The sequence below is a fragment of the Rhodopirellula sp. UBA1907 genome (genome assembly GCF_002337565.1).
Taxonomy (GTDB): Bacteria; Planctomycetota; Planctomycetia; order Pirellulales; family Pirellulaceae; genus Rhodopirellula; species Rhodopirellula europaea.
The window spans coordinates 88,955-105,655 of the sequence record NZ_DDGH01000098.1 but is presented as its reverse complement, the minus strand read 5'-3'; the positions used below and the strand labels follow the sequence as shown (position 1 = coordinate 105,655).

12 protein-coding genes are annotated in these 16,701 nt (G+C 55.0%); 4 read left to right on the top strand and 8 right to left on the bottom strand.

What is annotated here, in order from left to right; genetic code table 11:
- The first annotated feature begins 2 nt into the window (after positions 1-2).
- The 4 genes from B2R17_RS23955 to B2R17_RS23940 all read left to right on the top strand — a co-directional run bounded on the left by B2R17_RS23955 (position 3) and on the right by B2R17_RS23940 (position 5,896).
- Positions 3-1,958, top strand: a complete 1,956-nt coding sequence (locus B2R17_RS23955) for a PAS domain-containing protein (RefSeq protein ID WP_286765999.1) — start codon at positions 3-5, stop codon at positions 1,956-1,958.
- Positions 1,955-3,793 carry a putative bifunctional diguanylate cyclase/phosphodiesterase gene (locus tag B2R17_RS23950; RefSeq protein WP_286765998.1) on the top strand — a complete coding sequence of 613 codons (1,839 nt, stop codon included), beginning with the start codon at positions 1,955-1,957 and terminating at the stop codon, positions 3,791-3,793. Before B2R17_RS23955 ends, B2R17_RS23950 begins: the two co-directional genes overlap by 4 nt.
- 200 nt (positions 3,794-3,993) lie before the next feature.
- Positions 3,994-5,010 (top strand): TolB family protein, encoded by a 1,017-nt coding sequence (locus B2R17_RS23945; protein WP_286765997.1) that lies wholly within the window; start codon positions 3,994-3,996, stop codon positions 5,008-5,010.
- Positions 5,011-5,164: 154 nt separating this feature from the next.
- Positions 5,165-5,896: a polysaccharide lyase family 7 protein gene (locus B2R17_RS23940; RefSeq protein ID WP_286765996.1), complete on the top strand. Its 732-nt coding sequence runs from the start codon at positions 5,165-5,167 to the stop codon at positions 5,894-5,896.
- Between the two features lie 544 nt (positions 5,897-6,440).
- Here B2R17_RS23940 and B2R17_RS23935 read toward each other — a convergent pair.
- From B2R17_RS23935 to B2R17_RS23900, 8 genes are all read right to left on the bottom strand, one after another.
- Positions 6,441-7,439 (bottom strand): Kelch repeat-containing protein, encoded by a 999-nt coding sequence (locus B2R17_RS23935; RefSeq protein WP_286765995.1) that lies wholly within the window; start codon positions 7,437-7,439, stop codon positions 6,441-6,443.
- Positions 7,440-7,479: 40 nt separating this feature from the next.
- Entirely contained in the window at positions 7,480-8,808 is a 1,329-nt protein-coding gene (gene xseA, locus B2R17_RS23930) for an exodeoxyribonuclease VII large subunit (protein ID WP_286765994.1), read from the bottom strand.
- A 73-nt stretch (positions 8,809-8,881) separates the two neighbouring features.
- The gene (sufU, locus tag B2R17_RS23925; RefSeq protein ID WP_286765993.1) at positions 8,882-9,316 is read right to left on the bottom strand and encodes a Fe-S cluster assembly sulfur transfer protein SufU; all 435 of its coding nucleotides are present in this window, start codon (positions 9,314-9,316) and stop codon (positions 8,882-8,884) included.
- Between the two features lie 119 nt (positions 9,317-9,435).
- A complete protein-coding gene (locus B2R17_RS23920) occupies positions 9,436-10,164 on the bottom strand; it encodes a polysaccharide deacetylase family protein (protein ID WP_286765992.1) in 729 nt (242 codons plus the stop codon).
- Entirely contained in the window at positions 10,157-11,476 is a 1,320-nt protein-coding gene (locus B2R17_RS23915) for a glycosyltransferase (RefSeq protein ID WP_339886849.1), read from the bottom strand. The genes B2R17_RS23920 and B2R17_RS23915 overlap by 8 nt, the downstream gene beginning before the upstream one ends.
- A 154-nt stretch (positions 11,477-11,630) precedes the next feature.
- The gene (locus tag B2R17_RS23910) at positions 11,631-13,283 is read right to left on the bottom strand and encodes a GumC family protein (protein WP_286765991.1); all 1,653 of its coding nucleotides are present in this window, start codon (positions 13,281-13,283) and stop codon (positions 11,631-11,633) included.
- 743 nt (positions 13,284-14,026) lie between these two features.
- Positions 14,027-14,686, bottom strand: a complete 660-nt coding sequence (locus B2R17_RS23905; protein ID WP_008668120.1) for a hypothetical protein — start codon at positions 14,684-14,686, stop codon at positions 14,027-14,029.
- Positions 14,683-16,617 carry a cation:proton antiporter gene (locus tag B2R17_RS23900; RefSeq protein WP_008668118.1) on the bottom strand — a complete coding sequence of 645 codons (1,935 nt, stop codon included), beginning with the start codon at positions 16,615-16,617 and terminating at the stop codon, positions 14,683-14,685. The genes B2R17_RS23905 and B2R17_RS23900 overlap by 4 nt, the downstream gene beginning before the upstream one ends.
- Between the last annotated feature and the right edge of the window lie 84 nt (positions 16,618-16,701).

Genomic DNA, 16,701 nt, shown 5'->3' with positions numbered 1-16,701 from the left:
TCATGCAAAGTCCAGCGGGCATCGCAGCAACAAACGAACTGTTCCAAAAACGCTACGAGCATGAATGCTTGTGGGTCCACCGTTTCATGACCTGGATCATGATCGGACAATGGGCGTTGGGATTGGCATTCGCCGCGTTCCTTTCGCCACTGACATGGATTGGACAACGCAACGAAGTCCACGTTCACGTTTGGGCAGCGTTTTTGATCGGAATGTCCTTGTCCGGATTCGCGATTTTGTGGATGCGGATGTTTCCGCGTGAAGCATCGACACGCCACGTTGTCGCGGTCGTGCAAATGCTTTGGTCGGCCCTTCTGATCCACCTTTCGGGTGGACGGATCGAAACGCATTTTCACGTCTTTGCATCGCTGGCAATCCTCAGCATTTATCGCGATTGGCGGATTCTCATCAGCGCGACGGCGGTTGTCGCTTTGGATCACTTTGTCCGAGGCGTCTTCTACCCGTTGTCGGTGTTCGGCATCATGACCGAGAGCCCCTATCGATGGATCGAACACGCTGCTTGGGTAGTGTTCGAAGTCGCGTTTCTGGCCCCCGGATGCTACCGACTTCGCAAAGAAGTTTGGGAGCTTTGCGTTCGTCAAACGGAAATTGAACTTGCAAAACGGTCGGTCGATCAACAGGTCGCTGAACGCACCAAAGAGCTATCCGAAGCATATGACTTACTGGCCGAAAAGACGGCGGAGACAGAGAAGCTTGCTCTCGTCGCTCGGTACACCGACAACGCGGTCATCATCACGGATGCTGACGCGACGATCGAGTGGGTGAACGAAGGGTTCACGCGAATCACGGGCTACTCAGCCGACGAAGTCATCGGCAAACGCCCTTCGGACTTCCTGCATGGTCCGCAGACCGATCCAAAGGTTTGCTTGGTGATGCGTGATGCAATCGCGAGCCGATCCGGTTTCAATGTCCAAACCATCAACTATCGAAAGAACGCCGAACCGTACTGGGTAGACATCGAAGTCCGTCCCATTCATGACGCAGATGGTGTCGTTCGACGGTTCATCGCCATCGAAGCGGATGCGACGGAGCGAGTTCAACAGGAACAAGAAAAGGTTCGCTTGAACCAGGAATTGCTTGATGCTTCGCGGCAAGCGGGAATGGCGGAGATCGCGACTGGTGTTCTCCACAACGTCGGCAACATTCTCAACAGCGTCAACGTTTCGGTCTCGGTTATTCGCAACCAGTGCTCCAAGAGTGCGTTGGCCAACCTGGAGAAGGTGTCGGCGTTGATCGCAGAACACGAGAGCACCTTCCCAGAGTTCGTGACATCAGATCAACGCGGAAAGAAGATTCCCGCTTACGTCCAACGGGTCACCCACGCACTCAGTGGAGAGCGTCAAACGATCGATGGTGAACTGACCGACTTGGTCAAGAACATCGAGCACATCAAGGAGATCGTTTCCGCTCAGCAATCCATGGCCAGCTCGTCCGAGATGATTCAAGAACTCGATTTACGTGGTCTGATCGAAGATGCACTATCCGCGAACAAGGCGTCCTTGATGAATCACGACATCAAGATTTCGTTGGATTTGGATGAGGCTGACCGGTTGATCTTGACCGACAAACATCGCTTTTTGCAGATCGTTATCAACCTGATCAAGAACGCGAAAGATTCCTTGGTTGAGCACAAGATTCCCGATCCGCAAATCATTGTCCGCGCAACCCGTCAGGAAGGCTCCAACACAATCTCCGTGATCGACAACGGGATTGGAATTCCAGTTGAAAACCTGCAACAGATCTTTCAACACGGGTACACCACCAAAACGGAAGGCCACGGGTTCGGCTTGCACAGCAGTGCGAACACCGCTGGCGAAATGGGTGGCCAATTGACCGCGTTCAGTGAAGGTCCTGGATGCGGGGCCCGCTTTGATTTGAATTTGCCAATTGTCCAAAACGAACAAACAAGCACCAAGAACACCGAGCTAGCTGTATGAATACTTTGAAATTGAGCAGGTCGCACCGAGTGTTGATTGTTGACGACAATCCTTCGATCCACGCGGACTTTCGAAAAATCTTCACGCCTCGGCCAACTGAATTGCCCGACATCGATGACTTCGATATGGACGACGTGTCAGAGGAAGGTCAGCAGGATGGGCTGCGATTTGATTCAGCGCACCAAGGATTGGATGCCGTGAAAATGGTCGAGTCAGCGGTCGACAAAGACGATCGCTATTCGCTTGCCTTTGTCGACATGCGGATGCCGCCTGGAATGGACGGGCTGCAGACCATCGCTGAACTTTGGAAGATTGACTCCGAATTGCAGATCGTCATTTGCACCGCCTACAGCGACCATTCCTGGGAACACGCTGTGTCAGTATTGGGGCATACAGAGAACCTGTTGATTCTTAAGAAGCCCTTTGACGATGTCGAAGTCCTTCAGATCGCCGTCGCGTTGACCTGCAAGTGGGACTCGGCACGCGCCGCCGGGCTGAAACATCGTGAGCTTGAAGAACTGGTACGAGTTCGCACCGCTGAGCTGGAGCGAGTTGCACTGCACGATGGTTTGACTGGACTGGCCAATCGAATCAAGTTCAACGACCGCTTGCGTGACGCTCTTGCAAATGCAGGTTCGCAACGGCCAGCCGTCTTGCTCATCGACCTCGATCAATTCAAATTGATCAACGACACATTGGGACACCCAGCCGGCGATGAGCTGATCCGAATTGTTGGACAACGATTGTCCGCTGTCGTTGGAGCAGCTGGGCTGGTTGCACGCTTGGGTGGTGACGAATTCGCGGTTGTGCTGGACCACAATCCGACTCAACGATCCATCGAATCCATCGCCGACGGCATCCAAGCTTCGGTTGCCGAGCCTGTGTTGTTGGATGGCGTGCCATTCAGTGTGACGGCCAGCATCGGCATTTGCGGTTCGCCGGATGAGAATTGCGACGCGGATGAGTTGATTCGCAATGCTGACATCGCAATGTATCGAGCCAAAGCGGACGGACGTGATTGCGCTCGATACTTTGAAAAAGGGATGGACCAGCTGCTGCGTCAGCGTCAAACGATGGAAGCGAATCTGCGTGCGGCGATTGCCAACGACGAGTTCATCCTCCACTTCCAACCCTTGTTGGTCCCGAACACCAATGAAGTCTGCTCGTTCGAAGCGTTGCTTCGCTGGGAGCATCCAGAACGCGGGCTGGTTCCTCCTTTGGACTTCATCCCGTTGGCGGAGGAAACCGGTCTGATTCGACAAATCGGTGACTGGGTGCTTCTGGAAGCTTGCAAAGAAGCCTGCAACTGGCCCGATCATATTCGAGTCGCGGTCAACGTGTCAGCGATTCAATTTCGAGGCGGGACGCTACCAAAGAGCGTCGCGGCAGCGATCGAACAATCTGGCATCGCAGGCGAACGGCTCGAAATCGAAATCACCGAGTCAGTGCTCTTGGGCGAAAGCCTGGATGCATTGGATCAGCTGCACGCACTTCGTTCCCAAGGTGTTCGCATCGCGCTGGACGACTTCGGCACCGGCTATTCATCGCTCAGCTACCTGCGACAATTCCGATTCGACAAGCTGAAAATGGACCGTTCATTCGTCCAAAACCTCAACCAAGCCGATGCGATGGCGATCGTCAGCACCATTGCCAATCTGGGCAAATGCTTGGGCATGGCCACCACGGCCGAAGGCATTGAGACCGAGCAGCAAATGCGATGTGTGATGGAGCACGGCTTCACCGAGGTCCAAGGCTATCTCTATGGCCGTCCTATTCCACCAGCAGAGATCCTGGCAACGCACTTCGATCAAACCGCTCTGACAGGCAGTCGTTGATAAGTCGCACCGGCATCGCCGCGAATTTCGCCTGACGATTCGCGGAACCCGCCAAAACGGGCGAAAAAACACATCCCCGTCCCAACGGACGTCCACAAGTTGATAGACTGCGGCTCTGCAGGGCCGTTTCCGCACCCCGCCCCCGGGCTGCGTGAAATGGTGATTCAGCCTAGCACTCAAACTTGAAGGAATGGGATACCGTGCGTCACCTACGTCAGTCTATCTGTATTTGCTGCTCGCTGTTTGGACTGCTCGCGTCGCCATTCTTTGCGAGTGGAAACGATGCTTTGGATGTCGATCCAACCCAGCCCGAACGCCAAATCCTGCATCTCTGCAAACCAGACGGAACGCCGATTCGACCGCTGGTTTTGGACGAAGAACTGAAAGAGCGTTTCGATAGCCAGGGAAAACCCGAGATCTCGGCCGATGGGAAATGGATTGCTTTTGACGCGTGGACGAGCGATCCCAAGAGGACACGGCAAGAGTCCAAGATCGTCATTGTCGACTTTGATGGACAAAAGACAACCAATATCATCGACGGTTCTTTGCCGTCGTTTTCACCCGACGGGAAACGTTTGGTTTTCAGCCGTCCGCGACGCTACACGAACACCGATGGTGCGGAGGGAACGTCAATCTGGATCATGGATATCGATGGTGGCAATCGGATGATGGTTGCCCATCGAGGGGCGTGGGGTGGACGTTGGTCACCGGACGGCAAATCGATTGTGTTTTTTGGGGGCGAAAACGAGAACGGTCTTACAGTTCCGAAATCGTGCTTGCGTCTATTTGATATTGAAAGTGAAACGACCACCAACATCTTTTCGCCTGATGACTCGCCCTTTGGGGAATTGAGTGTCCAATTCGAGTGGGCAAAAGATAATTCACGTCGCGTGGTATTTGGCGGACCCCTCAAAGACACGAATGAGCTGGCGACCGGGGTGATCCAAGTCGACGAAGGTATCTCGAGCCTGGTGGTTCGAACCGGTGACACGATGGACGCGGGGCTGCTGCACGGAAGTTCGTACAATTGGAACCCAAACGGTGACTCATTCCTGATGGCCGGCACAGTCGGTGACCGAATCTTTCCGATCGCGGTCTCAATCGACCTCCTTGAAACACCGCAAACGTTCGATGGAATCCCGGAGAACGTTTCCACGTCAGATCCGATCCACACGCCGGACGGAAATCATCTGATCGTTTCGTTTCGATCCCAGTGACTCGGCACCTTCACAACGGGCATACCGAGTCAGCTTGTTTCTCGCAGTTGAGAATTGATCACCGCCATCAGTCGCGACTCTCAGTTGAGTACCATGAACGATCTCAGGTGGACGTTCTTCGTTCGCCAATTGGTCATCTCACCCGAGTCAACATATGCGTTTGCTACTGGCTGTTTGCTTGTTTGTGATTTCGATGCCAACGGTTGTGGCGGAGACGCCTGCCGACGCTCTCGATCTCTCGCGGTGGCGTTTGACATTGCCAATCGAGTCAAAAAAACGGGGAACACCGCTGGAGATTCGCCAACCTGAGTTGGCCAGTTTCTCGCACCCGGAATATTTTCACGTCACAGAACGGGGCGGAGTCGTCTTCCGCGCTCACTGCGGCGGCGTCACCACGAAGGGATCCAGTTTTCCTCGTTCAGAGCTTCGCGAGATGGCTCCCGACCGAGTCAGCCGGGCAGACTGGAGCACGGACGACAGAACAATCCACACGATGACCATGCGGGTCGCCATCACCGCGACCCCGCGAAAGAAGCAGCATGTCGTGTGCGCCCAAATTCACGACGCGGACGACGACTTGATGATGGTGCGTTTGGAAGGCGAGAAGTTGTTCGTCGAACGCAACGATGTCGGCGAAGTGATGATGGATCGTCACTACCAATTGGGAACCAAGTTCGATCTGCGGATTGAAGCTGGGGACGGACACGTCCGAGTCTCTTACAACGGCGAAGAGCAGATGGATTGGACGGTATCACGTGATGGGTGCTACTTCAAAGCGGGTTGCTACACCCAATCCAATTTGGAGAAGGGAGACGACGCTGACTCCTATGGCGAGGTCGTCATCTCGATGCTTCAACTCGATGAGATAGATACCGAAGTCAAATAGCCTCCGAAACTTTCACGATTGGGTAGTTCTGATGAGACCAACCCTCACTTGTCTTTTGGTCCTGTTGACCAGTTCGTCGTTGCAAGCAAAGCAGTTTCGGCCCGTTGGCTCCGAATTGGTTTTCTCAGTGACCGAAGAAACCTTGGAATCAACACCGGCATGGAAGCCTGGAGCCGGACCAATCCCCGTATCAGCCGCGGATGCTATTCAGATTGCGTACAATTTTCATAAACGAATTGCACCCGATGGCAGGACTGACACATTCGTTTTTGATCTCGCGGGAGCCACTCTGATACGATCTGACAATGATCGCTGGTACTGGGTCGTTCAGTATCGGGTCCACTTTGATCCAGTGCCAACGCCGAATCGTATTGGGCATGGTTGGGTGGGACCGATGCCAAAGCACAGCCGTTACCCTGTGCTGATGAACGGTAAGCTTGCACCACACAAACCGATTGCTGGCAAGATGCCCGCCGCGATTCAACCAGTCGATGCAGCAAGCAATCGTCAGCGAAGGCAATGAATACGCCTCCGGTGTTGAAGTCTACTCCTTAAGCAACAACCGTTCGGTCGATTCAAGTTCGGGCCCGCCGCCGCGATTGCCACTTCCTGATGCGGTGTACAACGCTTCGCCAATTTGAACCAATCCTGTGCCATGTCGCCCTTGGTTCATAGACGGCCATGCTGACCAGGTTTTTGTTTCGGGGTCGAAAACTTCGACCTCGTCATGAGCCTGTTTTTGATCGGCACTCTCACCGCAACCGACGACCAACTTTCCATCGATCGCGATGACGCTGTTGCCCGCACGCTGGGTCGGAAGATCCGGGCACTGGTCGGGCGATAGCCATTTGCCAGCGTCAAATTCATAAACATCGAGCTTGCTGATCGTTTGTGAGAAAACCGCGTTATCACGTTTTGATGTCACTCGCCCGCCCGCGGCGTACAAACGATTGCCAATGATTGCGGCTTGAAAATGGTCTCTTTCATGCGGTGCATCAGGCAGGATTTCCCACACGCCCGTTTTGGGGTCGTAGCGATCAAACCAACGACGGCAACCATCAACATGACCGTTGGTAATCCCGCCTATCAGATAGATCCAACCATCGTAAAAGATTGCCCCCGCTCCTCCGCGGCGACGTGATTCCGGAATCGAATGAACAAAATCGAAACGATCCTCGGAAGGATGATAGACAACGACTTTCTCAAGGGGAGTCTCTCTCGGATAAGGCCCGGTCATCGCTCCCATCAGATAGATCGCGTCTTCTACAATGACTCCTTGGAAGTGATGCAATTCCAATGGTGTTTCGGACTTCGCCGTCCAAACGTTGGTCGCGGGATCGTAGACATCAACCGGATTGATGCGGCGACCACCCAGCAAATAAAGCTTGTTCTGAAAACCGACCAGCGCCGCCTCATGACGCGCGGTTGGATGGCCGTTCGTTTCGATGGTTTCCCAAGCACGCTTTTTCGAATCCGGCGAATCCGCGAGTAGCGACACGGCCGAGGAAATCAGAAACAGTATGCAGAGCAATGAACGCATCATGTTCGAGTTGGGTTGGTGGGAATGATTGGACCGACGACGGCTAAGCCGACTCGGGTGTGTTTATTTTCGATTCGCGCCGAGAAACGACTGAGATGACATCACCATCAGTCAGCCGTGTGCGCAGCGTCTCGCCCGGCTGAACATCGTCGGTGGTACGGACAACCTTTCCGGCATCGTTTTGCGTCACGCTATAACCACGAGCAAGCACGGCGAGCGGTGACAAGGCGGATTGTGCCGCCGCGACGGTCGCAAGTTTCGCTTGAGCTTTTTCCAGCCGTCGCCAAATCGCGGATAGTCCACGTTCGTCCCAATCGTCGAGCTCTCGGCTGCGATCATGAACCATCTCAAACGGGTTCTGAAAAATCGGGCGAGATTCCCAGTTTTCCAATCGTTGACGCTCGGAGTGAATCCGCCGGAACAAGTTGGTCGCCATCATCTGACCAAGTGCATCCAGTGCCGCAACCATTGATTCGCGATCCGGCAAGACACGCGACGCCGCGTCGGTCGGGGTCAACGCTCGAACGTCGGCGACCAAATCCGCAAGGGTGACATCGATTTCGTGTCCAACCGCCGAGACCGTCGGGATTCTCGATGCCGCAATCGCCCGGACCAATTGCTCATCGTTGAATGACCAGAGATCCTCCAGTGATCCGCCACCGCGAGAGACAATCAAGACATCGGGTTGGGGCCGCATCCGGTGGGCCGCTCGCATCCCGTCAATCAACGACTCGACGCTTCCCGGTCCTTGGACGCTGGCGGGGATGAGCACAATTTCGATGCCCGCGTGGCGCTGCGCGGCGGCTTGCAAGAAATCCTGGATCGCTGCACCGGTGGGGCTGGTCACAATCGCGACACGCCGCGGAACTCGCGGCAGCAAACGTTTTCGCTCCGGTTCGAACAAACCTTCGGCTTGTAGCTTCGCCTGCAGTTGAGCAAACGCGAGTTGCAACGCGCCCATGCCTTGAGGTTGGCATTTGCGAACGACCAGTTGATAAGAGCCTCGCGCCGCGTAGACCTCCACATCGCCCATGCAGAGAACGCTTTGACCGTCATCCAGTTCAAAGGGCAATCGTTCGGCAACACTTCGCCACATCACGCCTCGAATTTGCGAGCGTTCATCCTTCAGCGTGAAATACAGGTGACCGCTTCGTGGACGTGCGATGTCGGTGATCTCACCGGCGACCCAAACGCCCGGAAACCCCGATTCGACCGTCGATTTGATTTGACGCGTCAGTTCGCTGATCGAAATCGCATCGTCGCTGCTGGAAGAACTACGCTTCTTCCTGGCGGTTTTGCGTTTCGGTGCGGTGACCTTCGCGGGTTTGTCATCGTCGGAATCAAACAACGAAAACTGAGTGGGATCGCTCATGCCTTCGATCGGCTCACGCAAAAACGAGGACTCTTTTTCGCGATGTCAAATGACACGTAGGAGATACTCACGTTCACTGTTCTTCCCCAAGCGATGGGCCGCTCGGCGCCACCGAATCAAAGTCATCGTCGGACTGGGAGTTCAACGCGGACTGCAAGGCATCCCAAGACAACAAACAGCATTTTTGGCGATCCGGTGTCAACTTGGAACCGAATAATTCCAACATCTGTTCTGCCGTGAATGACTTCACCTCTTCAATTGTTTTACCTTCCATCAATTCGAGCAGCATCGACGCGGAAGCTTGGCTGATCACGCAACCTTCGCCTTCGAACCAAGCCTCAGTGAGCTTCTCTGAATCGTCCAACTTCAACGTGATCACAATCCGATCGCCACACTGTGGGTTGTTCCCCTCATGCATGTGGCTGGCGGATTCCAAAGTCCCGCGGTGAAACGGATCTTCGTAGTGATCCATCACGTGTTCTTCGTAGATGTCCTGCTCGTTCGGCATTTTCGAATGATGGGTCGCGTGTTCGCGGTCGGTGGAGTCGCTTCATTGTCTGGCGACGATGAAACCTCCTGGCGGAGCGTCTGATTTCGCCCGACGCCAAATTAACTCTATGCGAGTTGTTAAAAAAGGGAAGCGGGGTTTTCACACGAACAGATTTCCCCATTGGTCGCGGTGACGGCACGTCCCGATTGAACCGCGTCGGCCAACATCTCAAACGCTTGTTCGAGGTTTTGCCATTGTTCGTTGGCTTCGATTTCCCAGCTATGGCCCCATAGATGGAACACCCCGCCCGTCTTGATCGCTTCTTCTAACATCACCTCGGCCATCCCAACCCAAGTCGTCTTTCCCGCCAGTCTCCAAGCTCGCTGGAAAGGTCCCCAAGCGGCTCGCTTCATCGCGTTGCGAAGATACGCCGCCCTCGTATGTGGATGAGCCTGCACGGAAGTCGTCATGGATGACAACTCCCATCCTTTGTCGCCGCGAACGTAATCGCCTCTCACCCGACGTTTGGGCGGATCGCACTGCAGCAATTCCACCGTTCGATATCCAGTGAAACCATGGCGTGCAATCGCGTTGACATGCTCTCGTTGAAACTTGCCAAGCGGCGGGCAAAACATCTCGCACGCCCGACCGGTCACATCAGCCACCCAAACACCGCTGTCATGAATCTGGCGTTCGGCTTCCACATCGGGGAGCGTCGTCAACGCCAGATGATCCATCGTGTGGGCACCAATTTCAAACCGCTGGCTGAGCTCACGAATTTTCTCTTCTGGCATGGTCTCCAGTTGAGATTTACGAGGGATGTAGAACGTGGCCGCCAATCCATAGCGTCCCAAAAGGTCAGCCAAGCGTTGATCCAGAGGATGCCCGTCGTCCCAGCTCGTCGTGACCACGCAACGATTCGGTGTCATGGGGCTGTTCGGATTGGGAGGCATGTTCGTTGTCAAAGGTCGATGATGGATTGAGCGGAAGATTCGCGTGTTCGGATTCGCTCGATGGCGCACCCGTGAGTGACGTTGGCCCAGCGTGCTTTGGATCGATTCGCAAATTTGGATCTGTCACCCGGCTCACATCGGTTCGTCCACGCAGGATCAACGCCTGATGATAGATGTCGAGTAGTTGAGCATGATTGATCTCGTCGGTGTACTTGGAAACATACTCCGAACGAGCCGTTTCACGCATCGCAATGGTTTCTTCCGCGTTCTCAACGAAACGATCAACCACCGATGCCAACTCGCTCGCGTTTCCGCTTTCGAACAAAGCACCGACGCCAGGGTGCACCAACTCAGCTTGCCCGCCTTGGTTCGCACACACAACTGGTGTTCCACACGCAAAGGCTTCGACGACGACACGACCAAACGACTCGGCACAGTGCGAGGGCAAAATCAACATCGCCGCGTCCGCCATCGTTTTGTAGACCGCGTCTTGAGCCAATCGTCCGAGATACTCAACGTTGTCTCGCGGCATATCCAACATGTGCTGAAGCGGTCCATCGCCGATGATCTTCAGCGGAATGGGCTGGGTCAAACGATCCCAAGCGTCCAACAAAACCTTCAATCCCTTCTCTTCGCTCAAACGACCTACGAACAACGCGTAGCCACCGTCGCCTTCCCCGAGCGGCAAATTGGATTCGACGAAGTGAGGTTTGACGACGATCGGTGGCATCGGATGCCCCGAATCCTCGTATCGTTTCTTCACGAACTCGGTTGGTGCGATGGCTAGGTTGAGTGACCGCTGATAGGTCTTGCGAGTTCGATGCAGCCAATTCTGAATCGCGACAACGCCCGAGGCCAATCTGCTCTCATGAAAACAGGCGTTCCGAATGGCGGGCATCGCAAAGCCCTTCGAAACGCAGACTGTGCAAGGTTGCCCATCGCGGAAGCAAACCGCTTTGGGACACAAAATTCGCGAATTGTGCAGCGTCAGCACGGTGGCGGCACCCGCATCATGAGCGGACTTGATCGCAGCCGGTGACATCGCGGGAAATGTGTTGTGGAAATGAACCACATCGATTTCCTTGGACTTCACCACGTCGCGAATTTCGTCAGCAATGCCGTGATTCCAAATCGTCTTTCGAGCGTTCACCAGAGGACCGGCGTCCGACATCGAGTCATTCATTCGCGTGAATCGAGTGACATCGTGGCCGAACGATTCCAGCAGCTGAGTCTCCGCATCAAATACAACATCCTCGCCGCCACGAAGGCGGTAATAGCTGTGAACGGCTAGGATGCGGATGGCGATGATGGGCGCCGTGGGTCAGCGAGGAAGTTGGGGCAAACGAGCAAAGGTCTCACCATTCTACGGAAAAATTCGTTCAACGAGGGACCGCCGTCAACCCACCGTTTTCCTGGGATTCTACCGCGGGCTCCGATTCAGGTGGCTTGTTGAATCCGCGACCACTGTCTGAGCTTCGATACCGGCCGTGTCCCGCATCACTTCGACGGCGAGTCGGCGGGTTTCGGCTCGCGTCCAGATCGGCCGAATGAGGCGACAGAAGCAGGCCGCGGAGCAATGCCTGGACGATGCCAAATCCGAACGCCAACATCGCCGACAAGACCAAAAGAATCGACCGTTTTGGTTTGACTTTTTTCAATCCCAGTGACGGTTCCTGAACCACCGCGATTTCACTGACCGCCCCCGACGACAACCGATCAATCAGCCGAGCATTGTCGCGATTTTCCGCCGTCCGCAGATACTCGGCTTCGGCCAAGTTGGTTTCCCAACTAAGTTCAGCCAGATGAACTTCGTCGCGGTTAAGCTTCTCGAGCTCTTCATGCAGCGACTCGGCTTGCGACTTCAAATTGTCACGTTTGGATTCCAACCCAGCAAGAGTTGTGCTGGTTTGCTGCCACGACATCATCAACGCTTGCCGCAACGGGTTGGTGGACTCGGTCGTCTGAGGTCGCTCGCCTTGTTCCGCTTGAGCAATCTCGGTCGCAGCGGCCAACTGCTCTCGAAGCACCTTCAACTTGGGATGGTCTTCGCTGAGCTTGACCGATTGTTCTTTGTACCGCACCTCTAGGTCGTACAACGCTTGCCGCATCGAGTCCCCAGTCGCCTTCGGGATTCCTCGAATGGTTTGCGTTTGCAGGGTTTCCGGTTGCTGTTCGATCTGCTCTACCAATCTATCTCGCTGGGAGCTCATCGATGCCAGTTCGTGTTCGACATCGACCAGGTTGCTTTCGACTTGACTGAGCAAAGATCGAAGCGCCGACTGAGCCGAACCAATGTCGATGATCCCGCGTTCCGTTTTCGCGATGCGAAGTTTTTCCTTTGCATCCATCGCTCGCTTGTAAGCAATTTTGGATTGCTCTTCGAAGAACTCTGACGAGCCCAACGAGCTATGGGCCATCGCATGATGTTCGCGATATACCTCAACCAAAGCCTTCAGCAAATCTCGCGAAAGGAATGGATCCTCGGTACGAACTTCCAAGTCAATCGTGTAGGCATCCTTTGCCATGAACAGGTTCATTGACTCTTGGAATTTTTTGATCGCCATCTCTTCCGCGATCTGGGCATCCACTTGTTCAGCGGACAGGTCGCCCATGGGTTTGGTGTCGCCGCCTGGTAGAAACGAACCGAGACGTTGCATCGACTTGGAAAGCAAGCTGTGCGGCTCCAAGACTCGGTCGACGCCGACTTCACTGACAACCTTCTGAGCGATCGCGCGAGATTGCAACATTTCGCGAACGCTGTTGACCTGCGATGCTCGGCTGTCTTGCAGCGAAACGGTCGGCGAGAGCGTTGCGGTTTGATCCATCGACACGGCACCGCGTCCCAACCGGATCAGCAGTTGTGAATAAGAATCGAACTGGGCCGGAATCAGGAAGACGCAAAACGCCAGCATGGGCAGCAAGAGCAGCGTCCAAACGACGACCGACCATCGATGGCGATAGATTGCACGCCAGAGATCACTCAATCGCAAAGGGCGAAAATGATCGGCTTCGGAAAAGGAGCGTTCATTCATGTCGCGAGATGCAGCAAGATACGGGAACGGTTGCAAAGAGCGAAACGATCGCGGCCGCAGCGGGCAACGTCGTCATGGAATCGAAATGGGATTCCACCCCCAGAATCCGACCGCCCCAGTCTAATCCGTTGTGCGAGTAACGAGAGGGGCAAGCGAGCCCGACACTGATTTTTGCTGCATCAAAGGCGATTGAAGCATCATTCTCCGCCCCTCGCTCGCGGGCAAACGGCGACAAAGGACCACGAATTGCCTTCAAAACCATCCATGACGCGTCGAATGCCACGCCATCCCGCAAACTCGCGAATGCCGAAAACGGCGGGAATCTGAATGGTTCGCTTCCGTCGGCGCATAAAAAAACCGACAGGCTGGATCCATCGATCCGACCTGCCGGTCCAATTCGGTTACAGCCACTCGGCGGCAAGAGTGAAGCCGCTGGGAGAAACGCGTGAATCTCGACGTGCTACTGCACAAGTCTTTGAGTGATTCAGGCGTGCCCGAAAAATGAACCCTCTGCCGGTGTTATGTGACTGCACCTAACAGACCTCAAAAGGTCTGCTGTGTGCATTTTAGGCTCAGTTGCCCATGCAGCAAGGTTGATCGGCCATTTACTTGGCGGATCTGATGCGAATCTTTGATTTTGTGAGCTTCACGCCAAACTGTCTCGATCGTTTTCGACGCGTGTCGTCTCGCGAAAGAAGCTGTCGCCGAGCCCGGTTTCAGCGCAAGATCGTCTACTCAAACGCTCACCGAATCAGCCATTCGCGAAAACCTTCGACGAATTGGTCGCCTCGTCCCATCACCGACCGAGCCAGCAAGAACAACATTGCCAACGCGACAAAGAGTGCTGCCCATCCACGGCGCGGTGAGGGTGGCGAAATTCCTCTCACCTGGACACGCAGTTGGCCGAGCAAATGATTCCAGAACGATAGCGGCAACATCGGCTCGAAAGCCAAGACGCTCACGCAGTCAAATCCTTGATGCCCTTCGATTCTCAGGTGGGCGCCAAATTGAGGCAGATGAACCTGAACGTTTTTCTCGTCGCCGACCGCGGACGAATCAATCGCTTGGGCGCTACGCAGCAAAGCAGGATAAAGCTCATTCGCGGTCCGACCGTAGACAACCAACCGAGGCTCTCGTGTCAAAACCACCAATCCGCAGATCAGCACGTAGAGCAACAACATCGGCAACCAAACGTACGGTCCGAGCAAAGCCGCCGATGCACCGGGAAAGAATAGTTGCATCGGGCCAATGGCTACCATGCCAGCCATCGCGAAAAAGAGCGCGGACAGATCACGACCGCCAGTTGTCACCAGCACTCGGCCGCTCACGCGAATCAACGCGAGCAGCAACAGATACCCGATGACTGGCAGAAAGACGACGGTTAAGACAAACGGATCGATCACGCTTTGGCCTCCCCGTCGCTGGACGACGCCTCATCATTCTTTTGGGCATCCTCAGACTGGCTAGACTCTGTACGTTTCTTGGAAGCCTTCACTGCGTGTTTGTCCGGGACCGGCGTGCTGCTCACCAACGCCAAAATCGTCTGCCCCGCCGCGGGAACCAACGGTGCGTCGACAGTGTTGATGTTGAGGCCGCCTTCCGATGTGATCGCACACAACACCGTCGTGACCTCGCCATACTTTTCCTGAAAATCGGCGAACGAGAATGACTCAGTCAACTTGGTCGTTTTCAAACTCGCGCCCGCCGCATGCATCTCGGACAAGCGGGTGAATGTCAAACCTTCGCCGAACAGTTCCCGTCCCATCAAGTTCTTGGTCAACCCACGACGGCCGGCGGTGTTCTTGCTTTTAAACGTCAACTGATACAAACGAGAGGAATCAAACAACGTGCGGCATTCACGAAGGGCGAGCGAGTTGACTTCGTCGTTGGGCGTCATCGCGAGCAAACGACCGATGCCGGCCAAATCCAAATCTTCCCGGGCGTGTTCGTTCAGGATGTTGGCGCATTCGCCTCGAAGCCCCGCCATTCGAGCTTGGCTGATTTTGTTGTAGTTGGTATCCACCAGCAAAACAGGAACTCCAGCCGCCTTCAACTCGGCCGCGAAATCTCTCACCCAAGCGTCCGCACCCGCGATCAAGACACCTCGGCTGGTTTCTTCGGCCAGCTTCAGCAAACGCGCCAGTGGTGCCGCGGCGATTCCGTAAACCGCGACCGTTCCGATGATCACCAGGAAGGTGACCGTCGCCAATTGATCCGATCCCGGGATGTCCAGGTCCGTTCGACTTTCCATCGACAACGCAAACACGCTGCTCACCGCCGCGGCAACAATCCCTCGCGGAGCCAAACCGGCGATGAACGTTTGCTCGCGATAGTTCAGCGGACTACGCAACAATGACAGATACACCGACACTGGTCGCACGATGAAGATCAAAGCGAAGATCAACCCGATTCCCGGCAGACCAATTGTCGCCAAGTCGGTCAGGTTGACTCGAGAGCCTAGCACGATGAACAAACAGCCGATCAACAACGTGCGAAGGTTTTCCTTCAGCTCAATGATGTGCTCGACGTCAAAGTGCTTTTGATTGGTCAACCAAATGCCGAGAACCGTCACGACGATCAGCCCGGACTCGTGAGCAATCATGTTGCTCAGTGCGAACAGCAACAACGCCAGCGAAAGTGCCGTCACTCCGTGCAAATGATCGGGGACCCAGTAACGGCGAAGGGCTTGAGTCAACAACGCACCACCAGCGACACCCAAACCAACGCCAATTGCTCCCGTGATGGCAAGCGACTTCAAGGCGCTGGAAAAGTGGGGTGCGGATTGGGCCAGCACCACTTCTTCGTAGACCAGAACGGCCAAAACCGCACCGATGGGATCGATCACGATCCCTTCCCATTTCAACGTCGATGCAACGCGACGACTCGGTTTGACCTGTCGCAGCAATGGTCCGATTACCGTTGGCCCTGTCACGACCAAGATCGCCCCCAACAGAAAACTGAGGTGCCATGCGAAGCCGAGTATCCAGTGGATTGCCAGCGTGTTGCCGACGAAAGCCAACGCGGCACCAACCGTACACAGTCGCAGCGACGAGGAACCCGATTCGCGAAGCTCGCTGAGTTTGAGCGTCAGCCCACCTTCGAACATGATGATCGCGACCGACAGCGACACCAACGGGAACAAGATGTTCGGACCGGCCGTTTCGTCACCGCCCGTTAAATCAGCCAGCAAGCTATCGGGTTGGACAACAAAGTGGCCCAAGCAAACCCCGAACAGAAGCAGCAACAGAATGCTGGGCAACTTCGTTCGCCACGCCAGCCATTGTGCCGTCACACCAAGGGCGGGCACGAGGGCGAGGTAAATCAAAAAATCCATGTGGCGGATGCGTCGGCTTTAGATGGAGAAGATACGTGAACCGCTCACAGGATATCTGCCGATGCGGGCGTCGGACAGCACCGA

Bases quoted from the DNA above. Each gene is read 5' to 3' on its own strand.
- B2R17_RS23955 (WP_286765999.1), top strand. From the start codon at position 3: ATGCAAAGTCCAGCGGGCATCGCAGCAACAAACGAACTGTTCCAAAAA.
- sufU (WP_286765993.1), bottom strand. From the start codon at position 9,316: ATGCCGAACGAGCAGGACATCTACGAAGAACACGTGATGGATCACTAC.
- B2R17_RS23910 (WP_286765991.1), bottom strand. From the start codon at position 13,283: ATGAATGAACGCTCCTTTTCCGAAGCCGATCATTTTCGCCCTTTGCGA.
- B2R17_RS23900 (WP_008668118.1), bottom strand. From the start codon at position 16,617: ATGGATTTTTTGATTTACCTCGCCCTCGTGCCCGCCCTTGGTGTGACG.
- xseA (WP_286765994.1), bottom strand. From the start codon at position 8,808: ATGAGCGATCCCACTCAGTTTTCGTTGTTTGATTCCGACGATGACAAA.
- B2R17_RS23950 (WP_286765998.1), top strand. From the start codon at position 1,955: ATGAATACTTTGAAATTGAGCAGGTCGCACCGAGTGTTGATTGTTGAC.
- B2R17_RS23935 (WP_286765995.1), bottom strand. From the start codon at position 7,439: ATGATGCGTTCATTGCTCTGCATACTGTTTCTGATTTCCTCGGCCGTG.
- B2R17_RS23940 (WP_286765996.1), top strand. From the start codon at position 5,165: ATGCGTTTGCTACTGGCTGTTTGCTTGTTTGTGATTTCGATGCCAACG.